Genomic DNA, 22,529 nt, shown 5'->3' on the forward strand with positions numbered 1-22,529 from the left:
ATGACACTATTTAGGAGGTTCTAATGCAAAAAGTTGAACGAATTAATACCATCATGCGTTATATCAACAATCGCGCCCACTTTACTATCGCTGAAATCATGGAAGAATTTCAAATTTCTCGCTCCACTGCGATCCGTGATTTACGAGAAATTGAGCAAATCGGCTTACCACTTGTAGCTGAAGTCGGGAGAAGTGGCGGTTATTCAGTAATGAACAATTCGATTCTCCCGCCCATTCGCTTTACAGATAATGAAATTAAAGCTTTAGTCGTTGCTTTCATGGCGACGCGAAACCAGCAACTACCATTTTTGCGAAGTCGTCAATCTTTAGCCGAGAAACTCCTGGGTTTGATTTCTAAAAATCAGCAAGATGATCTCGTCGTCTTGAATCAATTGTTATTTTTTGAGGGCACAAACCCTAATAATCCGGATTTGCTAGATCTAAGTGACTTGCCTCAGCCAATACTTGAAGAGTTGATCCAACTCTCGCTCTACGAAGAACATTTAGAAATCTGGTTAAATGGAGTAAGTCATCTTATTTGTCCATTGCGGCTCTATAACGAAAAATCCGTTTGGTGGTTAGAATATTATGATTTCCATCACGAAACTAAAAAAAATGCAAACCGTTGATGAAATTGAATCCGTTAATCCCGTTCAAAGTTATAAGAATAAAAAATGGCCTTCAAAAAAGAAAATACTTGCCCAACTAGCAAAAAAAAGCACGACAAGAAAACTTGCACCTTGAACTCGGCGCTAAGGCTATCAGTCAATTCAAAAAATACCATCCACTTAAATTTTCTCTTTCCTATATGGATCCTTATCAAACGAGTGCTGTTTTAAAAACAGAAATTGATACGCATGATGAGGCAGAGCTTCGCGAACTTGTTCATTGGCTATTTTTTCTTGGGGAGGAATTAACTATCCGAAAAATGCCAGCCGAACTTCTAAACGTGTATCGAAAGCGTGCCCGCGAAATTGCTTCTTTCTAAAAAGCAGCCCTGCAACGGGCTGTTTTTTATATCAGTTTTTTCAAAAGGTTCATTTCCTGCCCCTAAATGAACCTTTTTTTGCAAAAAGCATTGTAATCTCTTGCTTGCTATGCTATTGTTTATTGTGGCGTAACACAATTGAAACAATCTAATTGTATTGTAACAATCGAACAAATTGTGAAACAAATCCGCTTTGGAGGAGATTTATATGAAGAAAGCAATAAGTCTGGGGCTTGCTCTTTTATTGCTTTTCACAACGTTATCTGGATGCAGTTCCCCTAAATCGAACTTTACATCCACATTACGACAATTTAGTTTAAATGAACAATATACCTTAAATGTTCAAACTACAATGAATGAATTTGTTAATCACGGGCAAAATGCTCTTTTTAAAAACTTAGAAAAAGGCGATTCACTATCTGCTAAAGTTTCAATTGATGAAAAACAAAAAACAACCTTTGCCGATGTGAATGTCTATAAAAGCAGAGTTCCATTCCATTTTGAAGCCTTGCAAAACAATAAAACAGGTCGTGTCTATATACCGGTTAATACACTTTATGAACTAAATGAAGACAGCAAACAAGTTTTTGGTAAAGACGGACAAGAAATTCTCGATTTTGTTTTAGCACATAACACCGCACTCAAAGCTAAATATCTTGATTTCTATGAAACAGCGCAAAATTTACTTGGATTCACAATCAACCAAGTAGCAGCTGAAAAACAAGCAAACGAAATCCGTCGACTCGAAAAAGAAACGCTACAAGTCTTATATGATTTCCTCAATCAAATGGATGAAAGCGACTTTAAGCAAGAAAAAGGACGCAAAATATCGCTTCAATTAGACAAGCAGGACTTGAGCGAACTTGCGAGCGAAGTGATGCAAGTATGGGATAAAGATGACGCTGCCGTTCGACTGCTATCCACAGGAAAAGAAATTTCTAAAACCGAAGCCAAACGCATTTGGAGTGACTTAAAGGAAACGAGCAAAGCTGAAATGAAAAAACTGGTGGCAGCAAAAGATGAAGACTTATCCGTACAATTAACCTTGGCGCAGGATGCAGATAGCAAATTCAAGGATTTAAAAATCCGAACCTTGCGTACTGCCGCTGGAAATGAAACGCTGTTCGACTTTTCAACTGACATTGAAGCACTTCCTTTTGAAGTAGTACAGAAGATGCCTGAGGAAAATAAAATCGTAAATAAAAAAGAGCTGGATAAAGCTATCTCTGATGGATTGAAAAAGTATTTAGAAGCAACCCGCTAGGACGCATTCAAATTTACTAAACCGCCTAAAAAGGCGGTTTTTGCTTCGATTTAAAGACTGGCATCGACCTAAAAAAAGCGAAAAGCAAAGGCCCCATTTGAAAATGGATTTCCTCTGCTTTTCGCTTTTTATTTTCGTTTATTTATCAACTGGAACTACTGCGCCTTTCCATTTATCTGTGATCCAGTTTTGAATTTCTTTCGAATGAAGGACTTCTACAAGTTTCTTAATGTTTTTATTGTTTTTATTCGATTCTTTCGTTACCACAATGTTGGCATATGGTGAATCTTTACTTTCAATCGCAATCGAATCCTTCGTTGGGTTCAAGTTTTGATCCACAACAAAGTTTGAGTTGATTGCTACAGCATCGCCTTCTTCATGATTGTATGCCGTCATCAAGTAAGCTGGATCTAAATCATATTTAAATTTCAAATGCTTCGGATTGTCTTTAATATCGTCAAACGTCGCATCCTCAGGCTTCACACCATCTTTTAGTGTTAAGAGCCCTTCATCAACGAAAATGCCAATCACACGAGGCCAGTCAGATTTACTATTCGATAGCAAGATTTGTGCGCCATCTTTTAAATCCTTCAAGCTTTTCACTTTCTTCGAATAAATCCCCATTGGTTCAATATGAATCGCGCCTACATCCGCAAATTTATAGCCTTTTTTCTTTTTTCTTCTAATTCTAAGTACGGTTTATGTTGGAAATAGTTTGCATCAATTTCGCCTTCTTCTAGAGCTTTGTTTGGAAGTACATAATCTTGATACGTTACAATTTTAAGGTTGATCCCTTCTTTTTTCAAAATCGGTTTGGCTTGCTCTAAAATTTCCGCATGCGGAGTATTCGAAGCTCCAACAACTAATTCCTTACTGTCTCCCGAACCTTTCTTGTCAGCGTTCCCGCCACAAGCTGCAAGGACTAAAACTAAACTAAAAACAAATAATGCACTTAAAACTTTTTTCATTTTGACACGCTCCTTTTTTATCGTTTATCCACGATTTTCGTAAGTAAATCGCCGATGAATTGAAAAATGAAAACAATAATTAAAATGATGATCGTTGCTACAATCGTAATTTCTGGCTGGTTCCGTTGAAAGCCTTCCAGATAAGCGGCATTTCCTAATCCGCCGGCACCAATGATCCCCGCCATCGCAGTAAAACCAACAAGTGAAATCGCCGTAACGGTAATACCAGAAATGAGTGCTGGTAACGCTTCTGGGATAAGCACCTTGAAAATAGTGGTCGATAAGCCGCCACCCATAGCCTTTGCCGCTTCGAGCACGCCTTTATCCACTTCACGGAAAGCAATTTCAACCATACGCGCATAGAAGGGAGCTGCTGAAATAATCAAAGCTGGTAACGCGGCTTTCGGGCCAATGATCGTCCCAATCACGGCGCTTGTAACCGGAAGAAGTAAGACGATTAAAATGATAAAGGGAATTGAGCGGAATACATTCACAAGGACCGCCGTCACCCAATATAACATTCTTGCAAAAATATTTTGTTTGTGGTTCGTTAAAAACAGCAAGAGACCAAGCAAAATGCCGAGGACAAAGACGGCAATCAGCGAAATAATCGTCATGTACAAGGTGTCTTTCGTGTAACCCCACATAGCTGTCCAGTCAATATCGCTAAAAAATGCGTTCATCCTTCAATCACTTCCGTTTCTACTTTCGCCGCACGTAGCGACTCAATCGTCTTTTCAATTTCTTCGTCTGCGCCTTGAATCTGCACATAAAGCGTTCCGTAAGCACCGTTTTGTGTTTGCGTTAAGCTTCCATGTAAGACATTTAAAGCCACATCATGTGCTTGAGCTACTTGTGAGATAACCGGCTGGGTCGCATTCTCGCTCATAAAGAGCAACTTCACAAGTCGGCCTTCTGAATAATTAGTTAGCAAAAGGTGGATGATTTCTTCTGTTTCATCCGACTCTGTCACTTGTTCGATAAAGCGCTTCGTAACATTTTGTTTAGGATGTTTAAAAACCTCTAGCACATCCCCAAGCTCCACAACTTTCCCCGCTTCCATAACCGCAACTCGATTACAGATTTTACGAATGACATGCATTTCATGCGTAATCACGATAATGGTTAAATGAAGGCGCTTGTTAATATCAAGCAAGAGATCCAAAACTTCATCTGTCGTTTGTGGATCAAGCGCACTCGTTGCTTCGTCACAAAGTAGCACATCTGGATCATTGGCAAGCGCTCGTGCAATCCCGACACGTTGCTTTTGACCGCCACTTAATTCGGATGGATAAGCATTTTCTTTCCCAGAAAGCCCTACAAGTTGAATCAATTCTTGCACACGTTCTTTTCGTTCTGCTCGTTTCACTCCGGCAATTTCAAGCGGAAAAGCAATGTTTTCAAATACTGTTCGCGACCAGAGCAAGTTGAAATGCTGGAAAATCATCCCGATTTTTTGCCGCGCTTTTCTAAGTTCCCGCCCTCTAATTTGACTGATTTTTTTTGTTGTCCACTATTACATCGCCTGCAGTTGGTAGTTCGAGTCCGTTAAACATTCGGATCAAACTACTTTTTCCTGCCCCGGAATAGCCCACGACGCCGAAAATTTCGCCATCAGCAATCTCAAGGCTCACATCATCAACTGCACGCACGCGATTTTTACGTGCTAGATAATCTTTTACTACGTTCTGGAGCGTTATCATTTTGCCTCACCTTTTCCCTCATAAACTAAAAATGCCTTCCTGCATGAGCAGAAAGGCATGAATAAATTCAACTTCGCTTTCTTCTCATCTTTCAGAACCATTCGTTCTGCATGAATTAGCACCTTAAGTAAAAAACACTTAGGTTGCTGGGTTTCACAGGGCATTTCCCTCCACCACTCTGGATAAGAATTTGGAACTATTTTGTTTGGATTGTAGTTATCCTCTATTTTTTTATCTTACATTTTGAAGAACCGTTTGTCAACAGTAAATTACACGTTTTTATCTACGAAAGTAAAATTTGTAACGTTTATCGCATCGCTTCCTCCGTCAAAGCTTTCGGCGGATAGCTTTTGTTCAGCCATTTCACCGTACATATGCTGAACAACCGTTTGACTTACAAAATAAAAAACTGCCAAGACCGTTAAAATCGCAACCGCAAGAATCGTCAGGTTTTTCTTGGTCATCACTTTCTCCCCCTCATGCATTCTAGTTTACCTTTCCAAACTAAATCGCAAAGAAAGAAAAAGATAAGAAAGTTTAAAGATTGAGTAGCGGTAATTTTACCGTAAAAGTCGTCTTCCGGTTTTTGCTTGTCGCTGTCACAAGACCGCCGTGACGTTCCACAATCGACTTCGAAATCGCAAGCCCAAGCCCCGTCCCCGTTGTCGTCCGATTTTTATCCACTTTGTAAAACCGCTCAAACAAATGAGGCAAATCAAGCGCCGGAATTTCTTCTCCGAAATTTGTCACATCGATCACCGCCCAGTCCCCTTCCTCGCGAGCCGCAACTTCAATTTTTCCGCTATCACTGCCATAGCGAAGCGCGTTTGAAAACAAGTTTTCAAACAGCCGCATAATTTGATTGCCATCCCCATTTACAAGCAAATTTTCCGCCTGATAAAGCTCCACAATTTCCGTTCCTTTTTCCCGCGCCAATCCGTCAAACTCCAAAACGAGCTGTCGCAAAAGTTCAACCATATCAAGCCGGTCTTTCGCAAGCAAATAATCCGGGCTTTCAAGTCGCGTATACGAAAATAAGTCATCAATCAACTTATGCAAATGGCGCGCCTTATCGTAGACTAGGTCCGTATAATATTTGAGCTCCACTTCATCGCGGTAACGATCATCGTGAATATAACTCAAATAGCCAAGAATCGACGTAAGCGGCGTGCGCAAATCATGTGAGACATTCGTAATCAAATCATTTTTCGCTTGCTGCGCTTCCTGCTCCTGCTCCATCAAATTTTTCTGCCGAGCACGCATCTTCTCGATATTCGTCTCCAGTTCGCGGATTTCTGGAACAAGGCTCGACGTATCCACCGCCCTGTCAGTACCAAGCGCAAAATTAATCGTCCGAAGCTGATTTTTCAGCGCCCGCCCGCGCATAAACCGGTAGAAAAGATAAAAAACAAACCACGCCATAAAAATTAGCAACACATATTTCGCAAGAATCAAAGTGGGAGATTCTACAATATTGTTATATTTTCCGCGCCCAAACAAGTCAATGAACGAATCATTTAAGCCACGCAAAACCACCGAATCATCACGAATCGAAAGCAACCATAAATAAATGGTTTGAAGGGCAAATGAAGCTATAAACCAAGATAAAATCGCAAATAAAAATAATTTGCCACGGTCGCATCACGTGCATCACATGTTTCAACCAACGTTTAAATTTCAATTTTATATCCTACTCCCCAAATCGTTTTGATGACATTCTCGCCACCCATCGCAACCCGCATTTTATCACGCAAGTTACTAATGTGAACCATGACCGTCTTGCTTGCTCCAAAAGCTTGCTCCTGCCAAATCTTTTCGAAAATATATTCCGAGCTAAAGACCCGCCCAGGTTCACTTGCAAGCAAGTAGAGAATATCAAACTCTGAAGTCGTTAAATGCAGTTCACTTCCAGAAACCGTCACAATATGTTGATCGCGGTTAATTTCAATCGGGCCAATCACGAGATGCTGACTTTCCGGCTTGGCGCCTTGTTGCATTTGCTTGATGCGTCGCAAAATCGCCTTCACCCGTACCGAAAGTTCTAGCGGGTTAAAAGGTTTTATCATGTAATCATCCGCCCCTGTAAGTAAGCCCATGATCTTGTCATTATCCTCTGCTTTCGCGCTCAGCATCAAAATCGGAGTTAAAATCCCATCGCTTCGCATTCTGCGACAAACCTCAAGCCCGTCTAGTTTCGGCATCATGATATCTAAAATCACAAGCGAGAATTCCCGCTCATTCACAAGTTCTAAAACTCTTTCCCCGTCATAAGCCTGATAAATCTCATAGCCTTCATTTTGAAGATAGAGTTGCACCAAATCTACAATTTCTTTATCATCATCCGCAATTAAGATGGCTGTCATATTAAGATCGCTCCTCTAATTTGTTAGTCTCATTGTATCACCACTCCAAGAAAAAAAGAAATCCGAATCAGATTTCTTTAGTAAAAATTAAACTTTTCCTTTAACTATAAATGCGCTCTTCCTCTGGCTCAAGATGAATCAAAACCTGTGCTTTCGAGTAAAAGTCATAAATTTCTTTTTCAATTTCATTGCAAAGCGTATGCGCCGTCTCGATCGTCATCTCGGATGGCACGACCAGATGAAAATCAATATATTCTTCTGCCCCAGCACGCCGCGAGCGAAAATCGTGAAATTCAATAAACTCATCTTGATGCGCTAAAATAATCCGTTTGATTTCCGCTTCTTCTTTGCGTGATAACCTTTGATCCATAAGCGGCGGGAAAGACTCCTTCAGCAATTTAAAGGCTTCATACATGATATAGATCGCCGTTAAAATGGCAATAATCGGATCCAGAAACAGCCAACCCGTCAAATGAACTAAGAGCAAACTGAACGCAATCCCAAGCGAAGTGAACACATCCGTATATAGATGAAGCGCATTCGATTTCATCGCAACTGAGTTCGCCTTATCTGCAGCCCGTTTAATGATGCGAGAAACGACAAAATTGATGAGTGCGCCAAGCACCATAACCCCGATTCCAAGCATCGGCAGTCTAATTTCATGCGGATTAAAAAACTTGTCGATGGACTCTGTGATGATCCAAATCCCCGCTACAAAAATCAGCAACGTTTCAATTGTCCCCGCGATATTTTCCGCTTTACCATGCCCGTAAGGATGATCCTCATCGGCCGGGCGCCCAGAAATCCGGAGCGAAAAAAAAAGTGATGATGGAGGCAAATAAATCCATTGATGAATGGATCCCCTCTGAAATAACAGCGACTGATCCCGTTAAGAAACCAATAATCAATTTCAAAACAACAATCACAAAGTTACTTATCACCGAAAGAATCGTTAAATTTTTTATGTTTTTCTACATGACTTGCTTCCATTTCAAACCCCCAGAACTTTTTGCCGTAGTTATCTTATCACAGCCTGCCGCTTTGGGTCTACAGCAATCTTTTTAGTAGTGTTCAGCTCTATATCGAGAAGGAAAAAGTTTTTCCTTTAGGCAAATTTGGAAGTGAATTCAAAGACATCCATCACATTATTGATTTCATAGCGCTTAGCGATAAGCTCGCCATTTCGAATCGCGACAAGCGCAGGAACCGATTCAATTTCAAATTGACTCGCATAATCTGGGATATAGTTAAGGTCAATTTCGGCGATTTGAAGCCCCGCCTCCCCTTTTAACACGAGTTCAATCATTTCACGAGCAACCTGACACCCGCCGCACATCGGTGTATAAAAAAAGAGAAGCTGATCCCGTTTTTCTTCAAGGACGGCTTCAAGTTCCTGTTTTCCAAAAGCAAGCATTTTCGTTCCCCTTTCCACTTAAGAAAAACCGGCTCCACGAAAGGAACCGGTTTTTGCTGTCTATTACTTACGCTTCATCAACGCGTTTTTGGTAATCTCCACTTGAAAGCAGTTCATCTAAATCTGCTTCATTTGTTGCTTCTACTTTCAAAATCCAGCCTTCGCCGTATGGATCGCTATTTAGTGTTTCCGGTGCATCTTCAAGAGCCGGATTCACTTCAACGACTTTACAAGCGATCGGTGCAAGAAGATCAGAAACCGTTTTAACCGATTCAACACTTCCGTATCCACCATCTTTGTCAAATTCATCGCCAACTTCAGGAAGCTCAACGAATACAATGTCCCCTAACTGATCTTGTGCAAAATCCGTGATTCCGATCAGATATGTATCGCCGTCTTTTTTCACCCATTCATCGTCACTTGAGTACTTTAAAGTTTCTGGTATATTCACAGCCATTTTAAAAATTCCTCCTTTTTCTCTCTTTCCTGATACGCTAAATTATTTCCAATCAGCTTCAAATTCTTGTTCTTTAAAGCCGAGTGTTACCTTAGTTCCGTCCGTTGTAAGCGGGCGCTTGATGAGTTTCCCATCAGAAGCAAGCAGCTTGAACGCTTCATCCTCCGGCATATCCTCAAGTTTGTCTTTAAGACCGAGCTCGCGATATTTAATTCCACTTGTGTTAAAGAAACGACGCAGTGGCAAACCACTTTTTTGCCAAAGTGCTTTTAGCTTTTCCTCAGTTGGCGGCGTTTCAACCAAATCAATTTGATTATACTTCACTTGATTTTCATCAAGCCAAGCTTTCGCTTTCCGGCAAGTTGAACATTTTGGATACCAGTAAAAATCAATCATATCAGTTGCTCCCTTCATACTCTATTCACTTTCTATCATAGAATATTTTGAAGGAAAGCACAACTAAAAAAACAGTATCTCTGCGCTACAGTAATCATCTTACCACGACTCCTATACGAAAGCAATACCAACGCAGTAAGCGCATACAAAAAAATGCTTTTTTTTGACTCTTTGTTTAAAAAAAACGACACATTTGCGGAACAAAATTCTTATTTTATTGGAAAACCGCTTGCTTCAGGTGCAAATAGGCAAATGCAGCAAGCGGCTTGAATTTGTTTGGAATAACACAGCTCTAAAACAGCTACGCAAAAATGAATAGTATACCGTTTGTTTTGGAACCATTCAGAATAACACAGCTCTAAAACAGTAAATAATCAGTGGAGACGTTAAAGTAAGTTTTGGAACCATTCAGAATAACACAGCTCTAAAACCTCGGAAAGTTTTTTCCGATATTTCGTAATCGCGCTACTCGTCCCTAGCAAGGACTTCAATTCTAATGGTTCCTTTTTCATATTTCCGCTTTCAAAGAACATACTCTTTCTTGACTTCTTAGAAACATCGACTGCTATTCAAGTTGTCTATTCACTCGACTAAATCCTCAGTGCTTAAAAAGTAATCTTCATCCAAAATATATTGAATACACCCATCAACCCTTCTCGGCTCAATGATCAATACCTCAACACTATTTAATGAAATATACTCCAGAATCTCCACTATTTCTGTTTTTGTTAAATACGAGCAAATATTTATTAAAACTAAAAGTTTTTTCTTGGATAAATATTTATAGACTTGAAGAATCTCCATAAGCTTTTCAAAAATCGTGTCGCTTTGTGTTTCAATCTTGATTCCAAGAGACTTAAATAACTCTAAAATGGTTATTTCATCACCTTCTAAATCAAGTTCATGCTCTAATAGTTCATAACCAATGAGTTCACTAATTGTAGACGTTAACTTATCAATCATCGACTTCACTTCTGGTTTTTCATTTAACTGCTTTTCCAAATCAGAATAAATGAGCTTTAAAACGGTAGGTGAATTGACATCGAACCCCAAAACATCAGTGATCAGCATTAACTCAGAAGATTTCAGGGCTTGATATTTATCATCAAACAATTTCAAATCATTCGCTTCTTCATATTGATAAAGCTTCTGTATAATACTCGAAAACACCTTTACATCTTCTACCACAAGCAAGGTACCAGCAAAGATTTTAACTGGTTCATCGAGCAACGGAAAATTAAGATTCATCATAATCCTCCCCTAAAAAAATTATCCTTGCGTCTGTATTTGCAACACTCACATCTTGTACGCCACTTAAATAAAGCATTCTTGAAAATTGTTTTTCTGTGACCGTAAGCAACGTAATCAAACCTTTTTTTGGGCGTATTTTGCTTTAATCGACTTACCATTGCAGTATTAGCAGTATTGTTTAATAAAATTTTACTGTAAACGGAAAACTGATGCATAATAAACCCTTCGTTTATTAGAAACTTACGGAACTTTCTGTACGCTTTTCTCTCTTCAGCAGTTTCAGTTGGCATATCAAACATCAAAATCATCCTCATATAGCGATAGCTCATATCCCAAATTCAGGAATCCTTTCTGTTCCCACTTCTCCATTCAGTGCTTTAATCACTTTCTTTGTATAATCACTCACTATATTGGTTAAGAACATATTATGACCATTATAAAGATAATTATTTGTAAATAATTCAAATAGTCTTCGCTTTATAACTAAAAATTCCTCTTTCCTATTTTCATAGACAATTTGATCGACTAACGGGCGGAAAGGTTCCATAATGTCGCTCGCTAGATTAAAATCATTGAATTGATTAGCATGCTTTAACCCTAGTTGTGTAAGGCAACCAGATTTTACAATTTCTCTAGCAAACATACTCATTAGTAGCGTATACCCATAATCCAAACCAGCATTAATAGGTAATTCTTCTTCTCTAGTAAAATCATTTCCGAAAAGACTATTAAAATAAATTCGCGCCGCGTGTCCCTCACGATTCGTGGGATCAAACAGTTCCAAACAATTATGAAGTTCCATCAGTGACTCAGCTTTTTCGTATTTTTCAAGTTGTTCAAGGTGCTGCTTTTGATTTAAAATTTTCTGGGAGATAATTTTTGTCCAAACCTCTGCTTTATCAGCATCTTTCCAAACCATTTGCTTTGTCAATTGTAAACTGCTATCATGTCGACCATAAAAAGGTTGCAATTTAGCGATCGGCAAACGCTTATCATCGCAAAAAAGAACTAAAATATTTTCATCTACCAACCTTTTTAATAACATTGTTGTTATCGTAATATCAGTCGTTTCTAGTAATAAAACGTCTATTTCTGAAAGATGAATTAACTCTTGATTACCAGATGTTCGGTAAATAAAATGGTTATTTTTATAGGCTAATTTCGAATGCTGATTCACAATGATCGTGCGCCAACCCATTTATTCATCCACTCGCTTTCTTGTTTCATACAATCCTGTTATAGACTGATAAACAATTGTTGCTTTTAGTAACTCAGCTGTGCTTGTGTAACGGTGACGATCAATTTTTTTACCAAAAAACTCAAAACTGGCTGGAGCACCCATTTTATTGAGTTGCATCAAGTTAACAAACGAAGCCGCTATTTCTTGGGCAGAAGCATCTTTATTTTTTTTCGTACAACTCTTCAACCTGCTCTAATCGCTTATGAGCTAATGTGTATTTCTTGGCAAATTCACTGACTGCTACCAAAACCTCAGAAAAGCTCTCTTTATGCTCTTCCACATATTTTAAACTGTTATCTTTTTCAGTCGAATTGCCCGTACTAATTTTCGCGTGATATAACAATTCAACTAAATGATTAGGCAGAATCATTTGATTTCCTTTTTGTGCCTCACCGGCACTAGCCAGCAAACGACGCCGACCATCTTCAAATTCATAAAGCGCATATTTAGGCAATTTCAGTTGCACAGTTGGACTAACGTATCCCTTACTTTCCAAAAAGCGCGCGGCGTCTTTTTCAAATGCTGTTCGTTCCATAATCGTAATTCCTAAAATTTCTTGCGTAACTTTTCGGCTTTTTCCTTTTTCATGAGAAAGCAAGATCGAATAAGCCACAATCGGACTGTCAAAACCACCATATTTCGTTGTATCCCATCCATTTTTACGCGGAATTAGTTTTTTTTGAAGGCCCTTTTGGCAAAATCGATTCTTTAGAAAAACCACCCGTTTGCACTTCAACTTTTTTGACAATATTCATTTGGTGGTAGCCTAAAACTTTTTTGATCGTCTTGATATCTCGTTCTTTATGCCAAACGATTTCACCATTTTCATCGGCTCTTCTATCTGTATCAAAAAAGCGCATAATATTCGAGTAAAATCGAGTTTTCTCTGTTGCTTTATTATCTTTGAAAAGGTCAAATTTATGGTAATCTCCATAAACAAACTCTGGGGCAAGCTTTGGATAGACCTTTAATAAAGCATTCGCTACTACACCGTTTAGATAAGCATCATGTGCGTGATGATAATCATTGATTTCTCTAACCTTATATAGCTTAGTCATTTGTCGAAAACGACTAGTTAATGCTGATTTCAACGTGATAATTTGAGTTTTAAAAATGGTCTTCCCCTCTGAATCTTTTTCTGCATTAAATTGTTGATGAAGAATACCCGCAACATTTTTAGTAATTTGTCTCGTTTCAACAAGCTGACGTTTGATGAAGCCCAGCTTATCACGTTCTGTCAATCCCCCACGTTCTGCTTTGGTTAAATTATTTAATTTTTTATCACTAATTAATTTCGCACGATGAAGTGAGTTCCAGAAAACCTTTCTATTCCTAACTACATCTATACTAGGAACATCATCTGATTTCCCACGGTTTCCAGCAGAAGTTACTAGCACACGATTATCAAGCGAATTATCTGTTATAAAGCTCTGTGGAACAATATGATCGATGTCGTATTGTGAGAGCTTATGTATATCTAGTGGTTTACCTGTATACATATCTCTTCCGTTTTGTAAGTAGTACAAATACAAACGATCATCTTGCAAATCTGCATTTGTCACCGGATCTTCTTTTAAAATATCACTTTTAAGTTCGCGAATTGCTTCTTCTAATTTTTTCAACCGGGGTTTGGAACTATTCCTTCCTCGTGCTGTCGTTTGAGTTTCGCGGGCCATTTCGATCACAATATTTTTTGGCGCGTACCCCATAATCCCTACTAACTCTTGCACGATTTTCAAGCTTTGCAAAATTCCTTTTTTAATAGCAGGACTTCCTGGTAATCCTTGAACAATTTCATCAATTCCCGCAGATATGTCAACGCTTGCTTTTTCAATGATTTCCTTAAAGCTTAAATCCTTATCCGAAATGAGTTGCATCAAGTTTCGATTTCTATTTTTCTTAACTCCATCATCACTCATCAAAAAATCCAAAATCGTTTTTTGCGACTGTTTATCGCGAATGCCGACCAGTAGTTTTTTAGAAAAGCGTCCCCATCCCGTATAATGACGTCGCTCCAATTTTTTCAGAATTTCTTTTGAAAGAAGATCCGAATACTTACTTAATTGCGCTTGAATCATCTTGCGATCTTCAAAAACAGTCAAAATTTTAACAATCTCTTCAAACATTTCTTCATTTTTTGGATCATTTAAAAGCTCTTCAGAAATCCCCAATTTGATAAAATCATGATAGGACTTGAGCGAAGCATTGAAGGAGGTTTCAATCCCGTTCACTTCAGGACTCTCTAAGCCAAAGACATTGCTCAAATAATTTTCAAGCATTTTCCGAGTTACCTTGCGCTCAACCTTAAACAATCGATTAAAAATAGCCAGCTTTTCTTGTCCATTAAAATTTTGTACAATTCCCCGATCATCCGTATAGGAAACCTTCGTTAATTCATTATAAACCATATATTTTTCATAGATCATGCTATGTTTTGGCAGTACCTTTTCTTCCGGCAAATATGTATCAAAATTCGTCATTTTTTCGATGAATTTCACTGCCGAATTCGCCACATCAATGTTTTCTTGTAAATTCCACGGACGAATTGCCGCATCTGTCGTACGCTCTAACCAAGCGAATCGACTGTTATCTTTCGCCAAAGGACCGACATAATAAGGAATCCTAAACGTAACAAGTGATTCAATTTTCTCCTGATTCTCCGCCAAGAAAGGATAATAAGCCGCTTGTTGCTTGATAATCGCCTGCAACTCTTTCAAGTGAATCTGGTGTGGAATGACCCCATTATCGAATGTCCGCTGTTTCCTCAAAAAATCTTCTTGTTCGATCTTTTCAAGAAACAACTGAGCTCCCGCAAGTCCACTTAGTTTTTTCTTTAAAAAAGGTGTAAAATTCCGCCTGAGTCGTCCCGCCATCAATGTATCCTGCATAACCATCTTGTTTTGCATCTACAAAAAATGTTTCATATTCATCAGGCAAATGCGTTTTTACAAACTTTTTCAATGTCGCTAAATCTGCTTTGTGCTCATCAAAGCGTTTCACCATCGCACTTGACAACTTAGCTCTTGTTGCACGGTCATTGACCGTCAAAATGTTCGCGAGTTCCATCGCATCATAAACATTCTTAGCCGCAGCAAAAAGTTCGACATAGTCATCCCCAATACGTCCAAGCAACTCTTCCAAGTCTTCATCATAGGTTTCCTTTGAAAATTGAATTTTAGCATCTTCATCTAATTTAAAAATCGATTTGAAATTCCCTTGATTGCCAACCATCAATTTAAAAAACTGATTCAATAGCCCATTCGATTTTTCACCAGGAAATAGTTTCAGCAATTCGTCGGCTTTTCGCGATCTTGATAATTTATCCTTCAAAATGGCTTCTACTTGGGCATCATCAGACATTTCATCACTAGAATCAGATAAATCATCATAATAACATTTCATAAAATCATGAAACGCTTTTTTGATTGACGTATTTTCCAAATTCAAATCCCCTTCAATCAAAAAATGCCCTCGAAATTTGACAATGTGCGCCAGAGCCAAATAAATCAACCGTAAATCTGCTTTATCTACCGAATCTGCGAGTGACCTCCGAAGATGATAAATCGTCGGAAAATCATGGTGGTAACTCAATTCTTCTTCAATTGTCCCAAAAATGGGGTGTCTTTCATTCTTTTTATCATCCACAACTAAATAACTCTCATCCAGTCGTGCGAAAAAGTTTTCATCTACTTTGTTCATTTCTGGGCCAAAAATTTCTTGCAAATAATTCAAACGATTCTTTCGACGACGCAATCTACGACGAGTTGTCCGTTTTAGCCGTGTATCCATCGCTACTTGCCCAGCGTCAAACAAACGAACACCCCAAAAATTTTTCTTCACACTCGCTTTACTTGCCATACCAGAAACTTTCATTCTACGTCTTATAAGGTTATAGTCTTCCGTTAAAACTGCCCAGCCAACACTGTTTGTCCCAATATCCATACTAATTGAATAATCTTTCATCTCGATGCCTCTTTTCTTTTAAAATAAATTTCTGTTTCGGCAGCGCGCAACCACGTAGCTAGCTACGCCTCCTATTCACCAAAAGTTGTTCATTAATTCTGACTTAATTATATACTATCTAGATATTTATTCAACATTTCTATTGCCAAAAAAAATTAAATTTGATACAATGAGCTTGTTGGAATTATTCAGAATAACATAGCAAGTTAAAATAAGGCTTTGTCCGTAACCAACTTTTAAAGTAGCGCTGTTCTCGGCGCTTTTTTCATGCCCAAACTTACGGAAAACTATGGCAAGCTTATCTTTCATAGCAAGCTCCGCCTAGATATTTCCTTTCCATTTAATTTTTCAAAGCTTTGTACTATTTTAGAAAAGTTTATTTTTAGCAATGAGAATTTGGTATAATAGAAGAGAAATATAGCCTTTAGAATCATAACTTTATTTACATATTTTAATGAAACAATCCTTGACAAAAAAAAGATGAAAAAGAACCATCAGAATAGAAGTTCTGCTAGGTACGAGTACTGCGATTACGAAACGTTGGAAAACTTCCGAGGTTTTAGAGGTATGTTATTCTGAATGGTTCCAAAACTTGAGAAACAACTGCTTGACGTGCATAAGCGTTTTAGAGGTATGTTATTCTGAATGGTTCCAAAACAGATCGCGACGCCTCCTTTATGACTGACGTGTTTTAGAGGTATGTTATTCTGAATGGTTCCAAAACAGATCGCGACGCCTCCTTTATGACTGACGTGTTTTAGAGGTATGTTATTCTGAATGGTTCCAAAACATTCTTTCAGCTCTGAAACACCTGTCGCGCGTTTTAGAGGTATGTTATTCTGAATGGTTCCAAAACGGCTTAACGCTTCGTCCTTTACTCCGCCATGTTTTAGAGGTATGTTATTCTGAATGGTTCCAAAACTCGTCCATCTTGTGCTTCTTTAAAATATTGGTTTTAGAGGTATGTTATTCTGAATGGTTCCAAAACAGATTCTGTTGATGCAATGCTTGTATTGCAGTTTTAGAGGTATGTTATTCTGATAGAACGCACAGAATCTGTGCGTTCTATCTTTCTTTCCTCCTATTCACCGTTCCAAACATCATGCCTCAGCGAATACAATGGAAATTCTGGGTATTCAAATATTTTTTTATTAACCAAGACGTTAGTTGCTATTTTTTTTCTTAAAAAAGCTCAATTTTATTCTCCTTTTTCTCCCATTTGTACCAATATTTTTCAAGCAATTCAAAAGCGACTTGCTGCGTCATTACCTTAAAAGTCATTTCTATGCTCCAACAAAACGGTTTTCCTTATTCACACGATTTAAATAAAATATTTATTATTTTCCTTCCGAAGTCATGAAGTTTTTAATGATCTTTTCAGATTTCCCACCAAAGCGAATTCCTGTGATATCCTCTTTTTTTATCCATGCTACGCCATCAGACGAACCTTCATCCGTATAAACTTCTAATTTAAGTCCAAAAAGATCATCTTCCACAACGATTCCATTTAAGTATTCTTCCCCGCAAAGCAACTCAATCGTAGTGACTTCTCCAGAATGAAGCAAATAATCAGAAACAATCTCCATAATCGAATGTTTGCGTTTTGGCGTATCGCCCTTAAAAAAAGTTTCCTCATAAATCTCATTCAACGACTGACCATAAACTTCAACTGCCTTTAAATCACTCGTACCCATCTCAATTTTATTAATCGCTTCAATAGGGACAGCGATCCATCCTTCTAAAATCCCATCTTGCCGTCGCGCACGGAAAAGAACATCATTTTCCGTTACTGCTTCAATATAGCCGGCATTATAACTTTCAAAATCATCTCCTAAATATAGCGCTGTTAAGTGTTTTTCGTTTTGACATTCCATTAAAGCTTTGTAAATAAATTTTGTACTCAATTTTATTCCCCTTTTCATAATTATTATTTTTTCTATAGATATTTAGTTGCCGTTTCGTATATTTCAAGCTCACAGAAAAATGACTAGTTAGCTTTCATATATTCGAAAACCCTCTTCGGTGTCTTCCACCTTAACTGTTTTTGGTTCTTTTACTAACAAATAGCACCAATAAAAGTCACCCACACAGCCGCTTCCGTGGACGGTGGCCAAAATAACGTAAACTTCTTGAGGAAGCCAACCTAAAAAGAACAGTATAGTTAGAATACTTGTAATAAAGAAAAATGGTGCGATAGAAATCCAGATAAATTGATTTCTTGAATAAAAAGAATTTGGGCTGCTAGCATAAAGCAATCCATTTTTCTATCCGAATATCACCTTGCTGCCTGTTTCACTAAACAGCTTGAAAAACAAACCATGTATCCCTTCATGAATGAGTAGCGATAAAAAATAAAAAAGAGCACAGTGATCAAAAAATAACACTAAAGTGAAAATCCCAAAATCGTGATAATTTTGGAGAAGCTATCATTGAAAGAAGCTGAAATATCACAATAAAGGCGATCGTAATCTCCAAAGCCATCCAATCTAGTTTTTAATAAATTTTTTGTCGTTTATCAAATTGATTTCTTTTTTCAATTTCATACTGCTTCCTACTTTCTGAATCTTTAGAAAAACTTGACTCTAGTATATCTATCCCTAGAATCAAGTCTTTTTTTATTAGATCTCAAAATTCACATTTATCACTTAGCTGTTGCCTAAACCTAAAAGCCCTAGATAAATTGTAATAAATATATACATTAGAAATGATATGCCACACAATAAAAGACCTACCATCAATAAAAAGCCAGTGATTTTCCTTTTTTTTTATTTCTCTTAAACAGATAATTATAAGCAAATTAATTGTAACGGAAACAACTAATAATATATTAAACACCTCTTTCTCAATACAATAAATATGAAGCTAATAATGTACAAATAAATAAAAAGATCAGTACATACTGTAAAACTTTACCTACTCTAGTCTTTTTTTGTCCACTCTGTTCCAATAGACTTTCACATTGAGCAATAATGAATAAAGTTTGTAACCCTAAGCCAACTGATAAAAAAAATGGTTGTCATTGTGGTTTTTAAAAATCAAATGCACAATAATTATCAAGAGGATGGCTATACATATTAAAGAAATACTCAATTTAGAATCAAGTTTCTTACTCATTTTTATTCCTCGCTAACATCTTTTACTTGTTTCATTCAGAATAATATATTTACTAGTAATTCCTTTACAAAACTTGATTTATAAAAGACTCCTCCATAATTCTGAATATAAACAGCTACTTACTATTAAACTAATAATGTCTTCTAACTACGTTTGAACTCCTTCTCAAAGCTCTTTTATGCCTTATTTGTGTATTTTTTATCAAATTTAGTCATTTTCGTTTTTCTTTATTTTTTTTAATATTTTTTCGCTTCTTTTTCCTGGACTTCTTGATAATTGCTTTTTAGGTTTTTTCACTAAGCGTTTATAGTTTTTCTTCGCTGTTGAATATATGGGCTTTATACTCTTTTTACGATATACTTTCATTCCCATTCTTAGCTTGGAGCCCACACCAAATATTCTGCCAACACCTGTCCACATTAACCCACTTCCTGCTCCTTTTAAAGCCGCTCTCCTAGATCTGGGTTATACGACGTAAATACACCTTGTTCAAGTTCATAACTACCGCATTCATATTTACTTCGTAAAATATGAATACTATCAATAAACTTCTATTAAGCTTCGGAATTATTGTAGTTATATATTATTTTTCTCTGAAAATTTTTCGAAAATTTTCCAGACATATCCATTCCTTCCACTTCAAACACCTTGTCTGCCGCATACCAAGGTATTTCTATTTGGATACTCTTTTCCAAACCCAGCATCGCTAGTTCAATATACTCATCAACAACAATGATTGCTTTTTCAGAAGGAAAATAAATATAAAACCAGAGAAGTGGAAAGTCATCCATCATCTGTTCAAAATCAACTAGAGACCTTAGCTCTTCTGTCGTCATATTTATATGAATTTCATTTTTAACTTTAAGCTCGTCATTCCATCTCAATAAACCTTTTTTTATTGTCTGTCTAGTAATAAGATAAACTACAGAATCATTCGTTTTTTGGCAAATGTCCTTAACCATCTGCCAAAAAAACTTTTTCTTCTAAATACACAACTTCAACCTCTTCAAAGAAAAAATGAAATTTACTATTACCAAACACGATTAAATTTGGAAAACTTTTATTCATATCAATTATTTTTTTAACCGAAGAGATTATTTTTTCCTTCATGTTTCCATGACATTAATCACCATCTCCTTAATCTAAACTTAGTTTTATGTTTTTTGTTTGTAGTCCTCCTATATTCAGCAGTTGCTTTTCTTTCCCCACTTCTAAGCTTATTTTAAGGTTTAAATGGCAATAAATTAAGTTGGTTTAGTAAAAAGTTGGAATGACAAATATTCCGATGTAAATACACAACATCAAAAGAAAGCTCGTACAATAAACAAAGATATTCTTTGTTAATTTTTTCTTGCTTATTGACCACCATATTAGTATTACAGCAATTGATAAAATAAAAGTTACAATGTCAAAAAATCCCAAATGAGCTAGCTTTACCTGAAATATAACGAGGCAAAGCGAAAGTGTATATAACGCAATTCCCACGTGGATATACGCAAAAAGATCCCTGAATTTATTTTGCTTTTCTTTATCAGAGAAAATGTAGTATTTTAACATCAAGTAGGATGAAAAAAGACCTATTAATCCAGCTAAAATAAAATACAAACCATCTATAAAATTTTCCACCATCTCACCTCAGTTTATGGATTTAAAATAAGAACGGTAACGAATAAATGAACGTTATACAATCCCGCACCAATGCCCAGTAATGAAGAAAAATAAATCATTCCCTTGTTATGCCTTATTAAAAGAAAGCCTAGATTCAAAACAAGAATTATAGCTATTTGGAACAAAAAATAATAATTAACAGTATCCCATATAATGAAATAAGCAAAAGTTAAAGGTAGATTTGCCATAAATATATAACCCAGTACAATAACTAGAGCTATATTTAGACCATTTAGTTCCCTTTGTAAATCAAAAATATTTTTAGCACATATACTACAGATCAAATATGAAAAAACTACAACAACTATTTTAAATACAATAACCATTTCTTTCCCCCTCATAAATGAAACTTATAGTTGTTTCATTGAGAATCTACTCACAAGGCGATAACTCCGCTGTTCAAATGATAAATGCTATCGCCTCAGTTACTCAATGTCTTTAAGATTATCTTCTTCTCTTTTTTTCCTTACTTTTCCTCTGTATATCCGCTTCTTTTTATAAAATTTTTTGTACTTCTTTAGCTCGATTTTTTTCTTATATTTCCACATTCTGCTTACAAACATTTGAAAAAACTTTCTAGATCAATTCTTAAAAAATAATTGCTTTCACATTGTCTATTTTATACAAATTGAAAACCTTTTTTTTAAAAAAATTCTCCTTATAAAAAGAAAGATATTCATATGTAAGCTCTTCTGCACCATATTCCGCTTCCTCTTCATCAAATAGCTCATCATCCAGCCACTGATAATAATGTTGGATTTCATGGGAAAGTGTATTGAGTGTGTTAAATATCATTTGAAAAACTCCATATTCTTGTTTCCCTTTGGTAAAATCTCCTGTTGCGACTTTTATATAGGCTCCTCCATTTTATCAAAAGGTGCAAAAAAAAGCACCTGTAACCAGATCTCCATTTAGTGCAGTAATATATTTATCTGCTTTTACATAAACTCTTATCCTTTGTGGAAAATTATAATAACTTCTCAACCATTCTCCATATTTTACAAACTCTTCTTTTAAAAATGGATCCACTTCTTTTTGATTTGAGATCCTTATTCCTGACCTAGCTTTGCTAAAATAGAGTAAAATTCAAAAGACTAGAGTTGTGATTGAAACTCTAGTCTTTTCCTCCACCTACTTTGTTAGCTATGATCCACACTAATAAAAATAGTTTTTAATCATTGGATAGACAACTGATTCGTTCATTATCCGAGCTTCTTTTTCTGCTACTTTCCTAGATAAATTTATATACATTAGAAATGATGCGTCTTACAATGAAAGACCAGCTATCACTAAAAAATTACTTTATTAGTCATAATAATCCATTCTTCGTTTGTTATTTGTATTCTCACAGCTTCATTTACTTTAATAAATAAAGCTAGCTATGACATAATAAATATATAAAATCATCGAAACTATAGATATTAATATAGATATTATGACCAAAAATTTGTTATTTCCAAATCTCTTTTTCCATAAAATTAATATCCCATCAATACTCAAAGCGCAAATCTGGACAATTAAAATTATATAAGCATATGTGCTTATTTCCTCGCTTGAACTAATAAAAATGCCTGTCCCAACTCCCAACAATCCTATAAAAGCCATAGCAACAGCAATATTTTCAAAAAGAGGACGACTCTTCTCCGCAAAATATAGTGGTAAGAAACAAATCCCAAAAGTAATAAAATTTATTAATAGGTCTACACCAAATTCAATCATAACTATCCTCCAATACTTCAA

At 36.6% G+C, this 22,529-nt stretch carries 22 protein-coding genes, 5 pseudogenes, 1 CRISPR repeat array and 1 riboswitch; of the genes and pseudogenes, 2 read left to right on the top strand and 25 right to left on the bottom strand.

The genetic code is table 11. The features are described from left to right. The first annotated feature begins 23 nt into the window (after positions 1-23). Positions 24-988, top strand: a pseudogene (locus tag MAQA_RS15110) (helix-turn-helix transcriptional regulator). 208 nt (positions 989-1,196) lie between these two features. Further along, complete coding sequence (locus MAQA_RS02045) at positions 1,197-2,252, top strand: Lmo2079 family surface lipoprotein (protein WP_036070797.1); 1,056 nt, start codon at positions 1,197-1,199, stop codon at positions 2,250-2,252. Positions 2,253-2,390: 138 nt separating this feature from the next. On the opposite strand, the pseudogene MAQA_RS02050 reads toward MAQA_RS02045, so the two are convergent. The 25 genes and pseudogenes from MAQA_RS02050 to MAQA_RS02165 all read right to left on the bottom strand — a co-directional run bounded on the left by MAQA_RS02050 (position 2,391) and on the right by MAQA_RS02165 (position 22,508). After that, positions 2,391-3,220: pseudogene (locus tag MAQA_RS02050) on the bottom strand (MetQ/NlpA family ABC transporter substrate-binding protein). 17 nt (positions 3,221-3,237) lie between these two features. Then, positions 3,238-3,903 (bottom strand): methionine ABC transporter permease, encoded by a 666-nt coding sequence (locus MAQA_RS02055; RefSeq protein ID WP_036070799.1) that lies wholly within the window; start codon positions 3,901-3,903, stop codon positions 3,238-3,240. After that, positions 3,900-4,923, bottom strand: a pseudogene (locus MAQA_RS02060) (methionine ABC transporter ATP-binding protein). Before MAQA_RS02060 ends, MAQA_RS02055 begins: the two are co-directional and overlap by 4 nt. A gap of 81 nt (positions 4,924-5,004) precedes the next feature. Further along, a riboswitch (SAM riboswitch) is annotated at positions 5,005-5,112 on the bottom strand. Positions 5,113-5,192: 80 nt separating this feature from the next. Beyond that, the gene (locus MAQA_RS02065) at positions 5,193-5,387 is read right to left on the bottom strand and encodes a hypothetical protein (RefSeq protein ID WP_036070801.1); all 195 of its coding nucleotides are present in this window, start codon (positions 5,385-5,387) and stop codon (positions 5,193-5,195) included. A gap of 73 nt (positions 5,388-5,460) precedes the next feature. Next, positions 5,461-6,610: pseudogene (locus tag MAQA_RS02070) on the bottom strand (sensor histidine kinase). Further along, positions 6,594-7,286: a response regulator transcription factor gene (locus MAQA_RS02075; protein ID WP_036070804.1), complete on the bottom strand. Its 693-nt coding sequence runs from the start codon at positions 7,284-7,286 to the stop codon at positions 6,594-6,596. The pseudogene MAQA_RS02070 and the gene MAQA_RS02075 overlap by 17 nt, the downstream one beginning before the upstream one ends. A gap of 100 nt (positions 7,287-7,386) precedes the next feature. Continuing rightward, positions 7,387-8,251 (bottom strand): annotated as a pseudogene (locus MAQA_RS02080) (cation diffusion facilitator family transporter). A 140-nt stretch (positions 8,252-8,391) separates the two neighbouring features. After that, positions 8,392-8,700, bottom strand: coding sequence for a thioredoxin family protein (locus tag MAQA_RS02085; protein WP_036070808.1), 309 nt, complete (start codon positions 8,698-8,700; stop codon positions 8,392-8,394). Positions 8,701-8,767: 67 nt separating this feature from the next. Beyond that, positions 8,768-9,151, bottom strand: coding sequence for a glycine cleavage system protein GcvH (gcvH, locus tag MAQA_RS02090; RefSeq protein WP_036071028.1), 384 nt, complete (start codon positions 9,149-9,151; stop codon positions 8,768-8,770). A 48-nt stretch (positions 9,152-9,199) separates the two neighbouring features. Next, the gene (locus MAQA_RS02095; protein WP_036071030.1) at positions 9,200-9,553 is read right to left on the bottom strand and encodes an arsenate reductase family protein; all 354 of its coding nucleotides are present in this window, start codon (positions 9,551-9,553) and stop codon (positions 9,200-9,202) included. A gap of 582 nt (positions 9,554-10,135) precedes the next feature. Continuing rightward, positions 10,136-10,801, bottom strand: a complete 666-nt coding sequence (csn2, locus tag MAQA_RS02100) for a type II-A CRISPR-associated protein Csn2 (protein ID WP_036070811.1) — start codon at positions 10,799-10,801, stop codon at positions 10,136-10,138. Next, positions 10,801-11,103: a CRISPR-associated endonuclease Cas2 gene (gene cas2, locus MAQA_RS02105; protein WP_241463019.1), complete on the bottom strand. Its 303-nt coding sequence runs from the start codon at positions 11,101-11,103 to the stop codon at positions 10,801-10,803. The genes csn2 and cas2 overlap by 1 nt, the downstream gene beginning before the upstream one ends. 26 nt (positions 11,104-11,129) lie before the next feature. Next, positions 11,130-12,002, bottom strand: coding sequence for a type II CRISPR-associated endonuclease Cas1 (gene cas1 / locus MAQA_RS02110; RefSeq protein ID WP_036070814.1), 873 nt, complete (start codon positions 12,000-12,002; stop codon positions 11,130-11,132). Continuing rightward, entirely contained in the window at positions 12,003-12,230 is a 228-nt protein-coding gene (locus MAQA_RS16740; RefSeq protein WP_036070818.1) for a Cas9 endonuclease PAM-interacting domain-containing protein, read from the bottom strand. Continuing rightward, positions 12,205-12,765: a Cas9 endonuclease PAM-interacting domain-containing protein gene (locus MAQA_RS16745; RefSeq protein WP_036070821.1), complete on the bottom strand. Its 561-nt coding sequence runs from the start codon at positions 12,763-12,765 to the stop codon at positions 12,205-12,207. The genes MAQA_RS16740 and MAQA_RS16745 overlap by 26 nt, the downstream gene beginning before the upstream one ends. Beyond that, positions 12,704-14,917 carry a type II CRISPR RNA-guided endonuclease Cas9 gene (cas9, locus tag MAQA_RS16750; protein WP_479481409.1) on the bottom strand — a complete coding sequence of 738 codons (2,214 nt, stop codon included), beginning with the start codon at positions 14,915-14,917 and terminating at the stop codon, positions 12,704-12,706. Before cas9 (MAQA_RS16750) ends, MAQA_RS16745 begins: the two co-directional genes overlap by 62 nt. After that, the gene (gene cas9 / locus MAQA_RS16755; protein WP_479481410.1) at positions 14,835-16,007 is read right to left on the bottom strand and encodes a type II CRISPR RNA-guided endonuclease Cas9; all 1,173 of its coding nucleotides are present in this window, start codon (positions 16,005-16,007) and stop codon (positions 14,835-14,837) included. Before cas9 (MAQA_RS16755) ends, cas9 (MAQA_RS16750) begins: the two co-directional genes overlap by 83 nt. Before the next feature lie 126 nt (positions 16,008-16,133). Next, positions 16,134-16,316, bottom strand: a complete 183-nt coding sequence (locus tag MAQA_RS02130; RefSeq protein WP_036070823.1) for a hypothetical protein — start codon at positions 16,314-16,316, stop codon at positions 16,134-16,136. Positions 16,317-16,563: 247 nt separating this feature from the next. Beyond that, positions 16,564-16,995: direct repeats of the CRISPR family, unit length 36 nt; unit sequence GTTTTAGAGGTATGTTATTCTGAATGGTTCCAAAAC. A 349-nt stretch (positions 16,996-17,344) separates the two neighbouring features. Further along, entirely contained in the window at positions 17,345-17,911 is a 567-nt protein-coding gene (locus MAQA_RS02135) for a hypothetical protein (protein WP_036070826.1), read from the bottom strand. Positions 17,912-17,998: 87 nt separating this feature from the next. After that, complete coding sequence (locus MAQA_RS16545) at positions 17,999-18,262, bottom strand: DUF3267 domain-containing protein (RefSeq protein WP_077913527.1); 264 nt, start codon at positions 18,260-18,262, stop codon at positions 17,999-18,001. A 1,066-nt stretch (positions 18,263-19,328) separates the two neighbouring features. Then, entirely contained in the window at positions 19,329-19,541 is a 213-nt protein-coding gene (locus tag MAQA_RS02140; protein WP_036070829.1) for a hypothetical protein, read from the bottom strand. Between the two features lie 134 nt (positions 19,542-19,675). Beyond that, complete coding sequence (locus MAQA_RS02145) at positions 19,676-20,083, bottom strand: hypothetical protein (protein ID WP_036070831.1); 408 nt, start codon at positions 20,081-20,083, stop codon at positions 19,676-19,678. A 678-nt stretch (positions 20,084-20,761) separates the two neighbouring features. After that, complete coding sequence (locus tag MAQA_RS02155) at positions 20,762-21,115, bottom strand: hypothetical protein (protein WP_036070837.1); 354 nt, start codon at positions 21,113-21,115, stop codon at positions 20,762-20,764. Between the two features lie 262 nt (positions 21,116-21,377). Further along, complete coding sequence (locus MAQA_RS02160) at positions 21,378-21,584, bottom strand: hypothetical protein (protein ID WP_052008407.1); 207 nt, start codon at positions 21,582-21,584, stop codon at positions 21,378-21,380. Positions 21,585-22,151: 567 nt separating this feature from the next. Further along, positions 22,152-22,508, bottom strand: coding sequence for a hypothetical protein (locus MAQA_RS02165; RefSeq protein ID WP_036070844.1), 357 nt, complete (start codon positions 22,506-22,508; stop codon positions 22,152-22,154). Between the last annotated feature and the right edge of the window lie 21 nt (positions 22,509-22,529).

Source organism: Listeria aquatica FSL S10-1188 (genome assembly GCF_000525795.1).
GTDB classification, from domain to species: domain Bacteria; phylum Bacillota; class Bacilli; order Lactobacillales; family Listeriaceae; genus Listeria; species Listeria aquatica.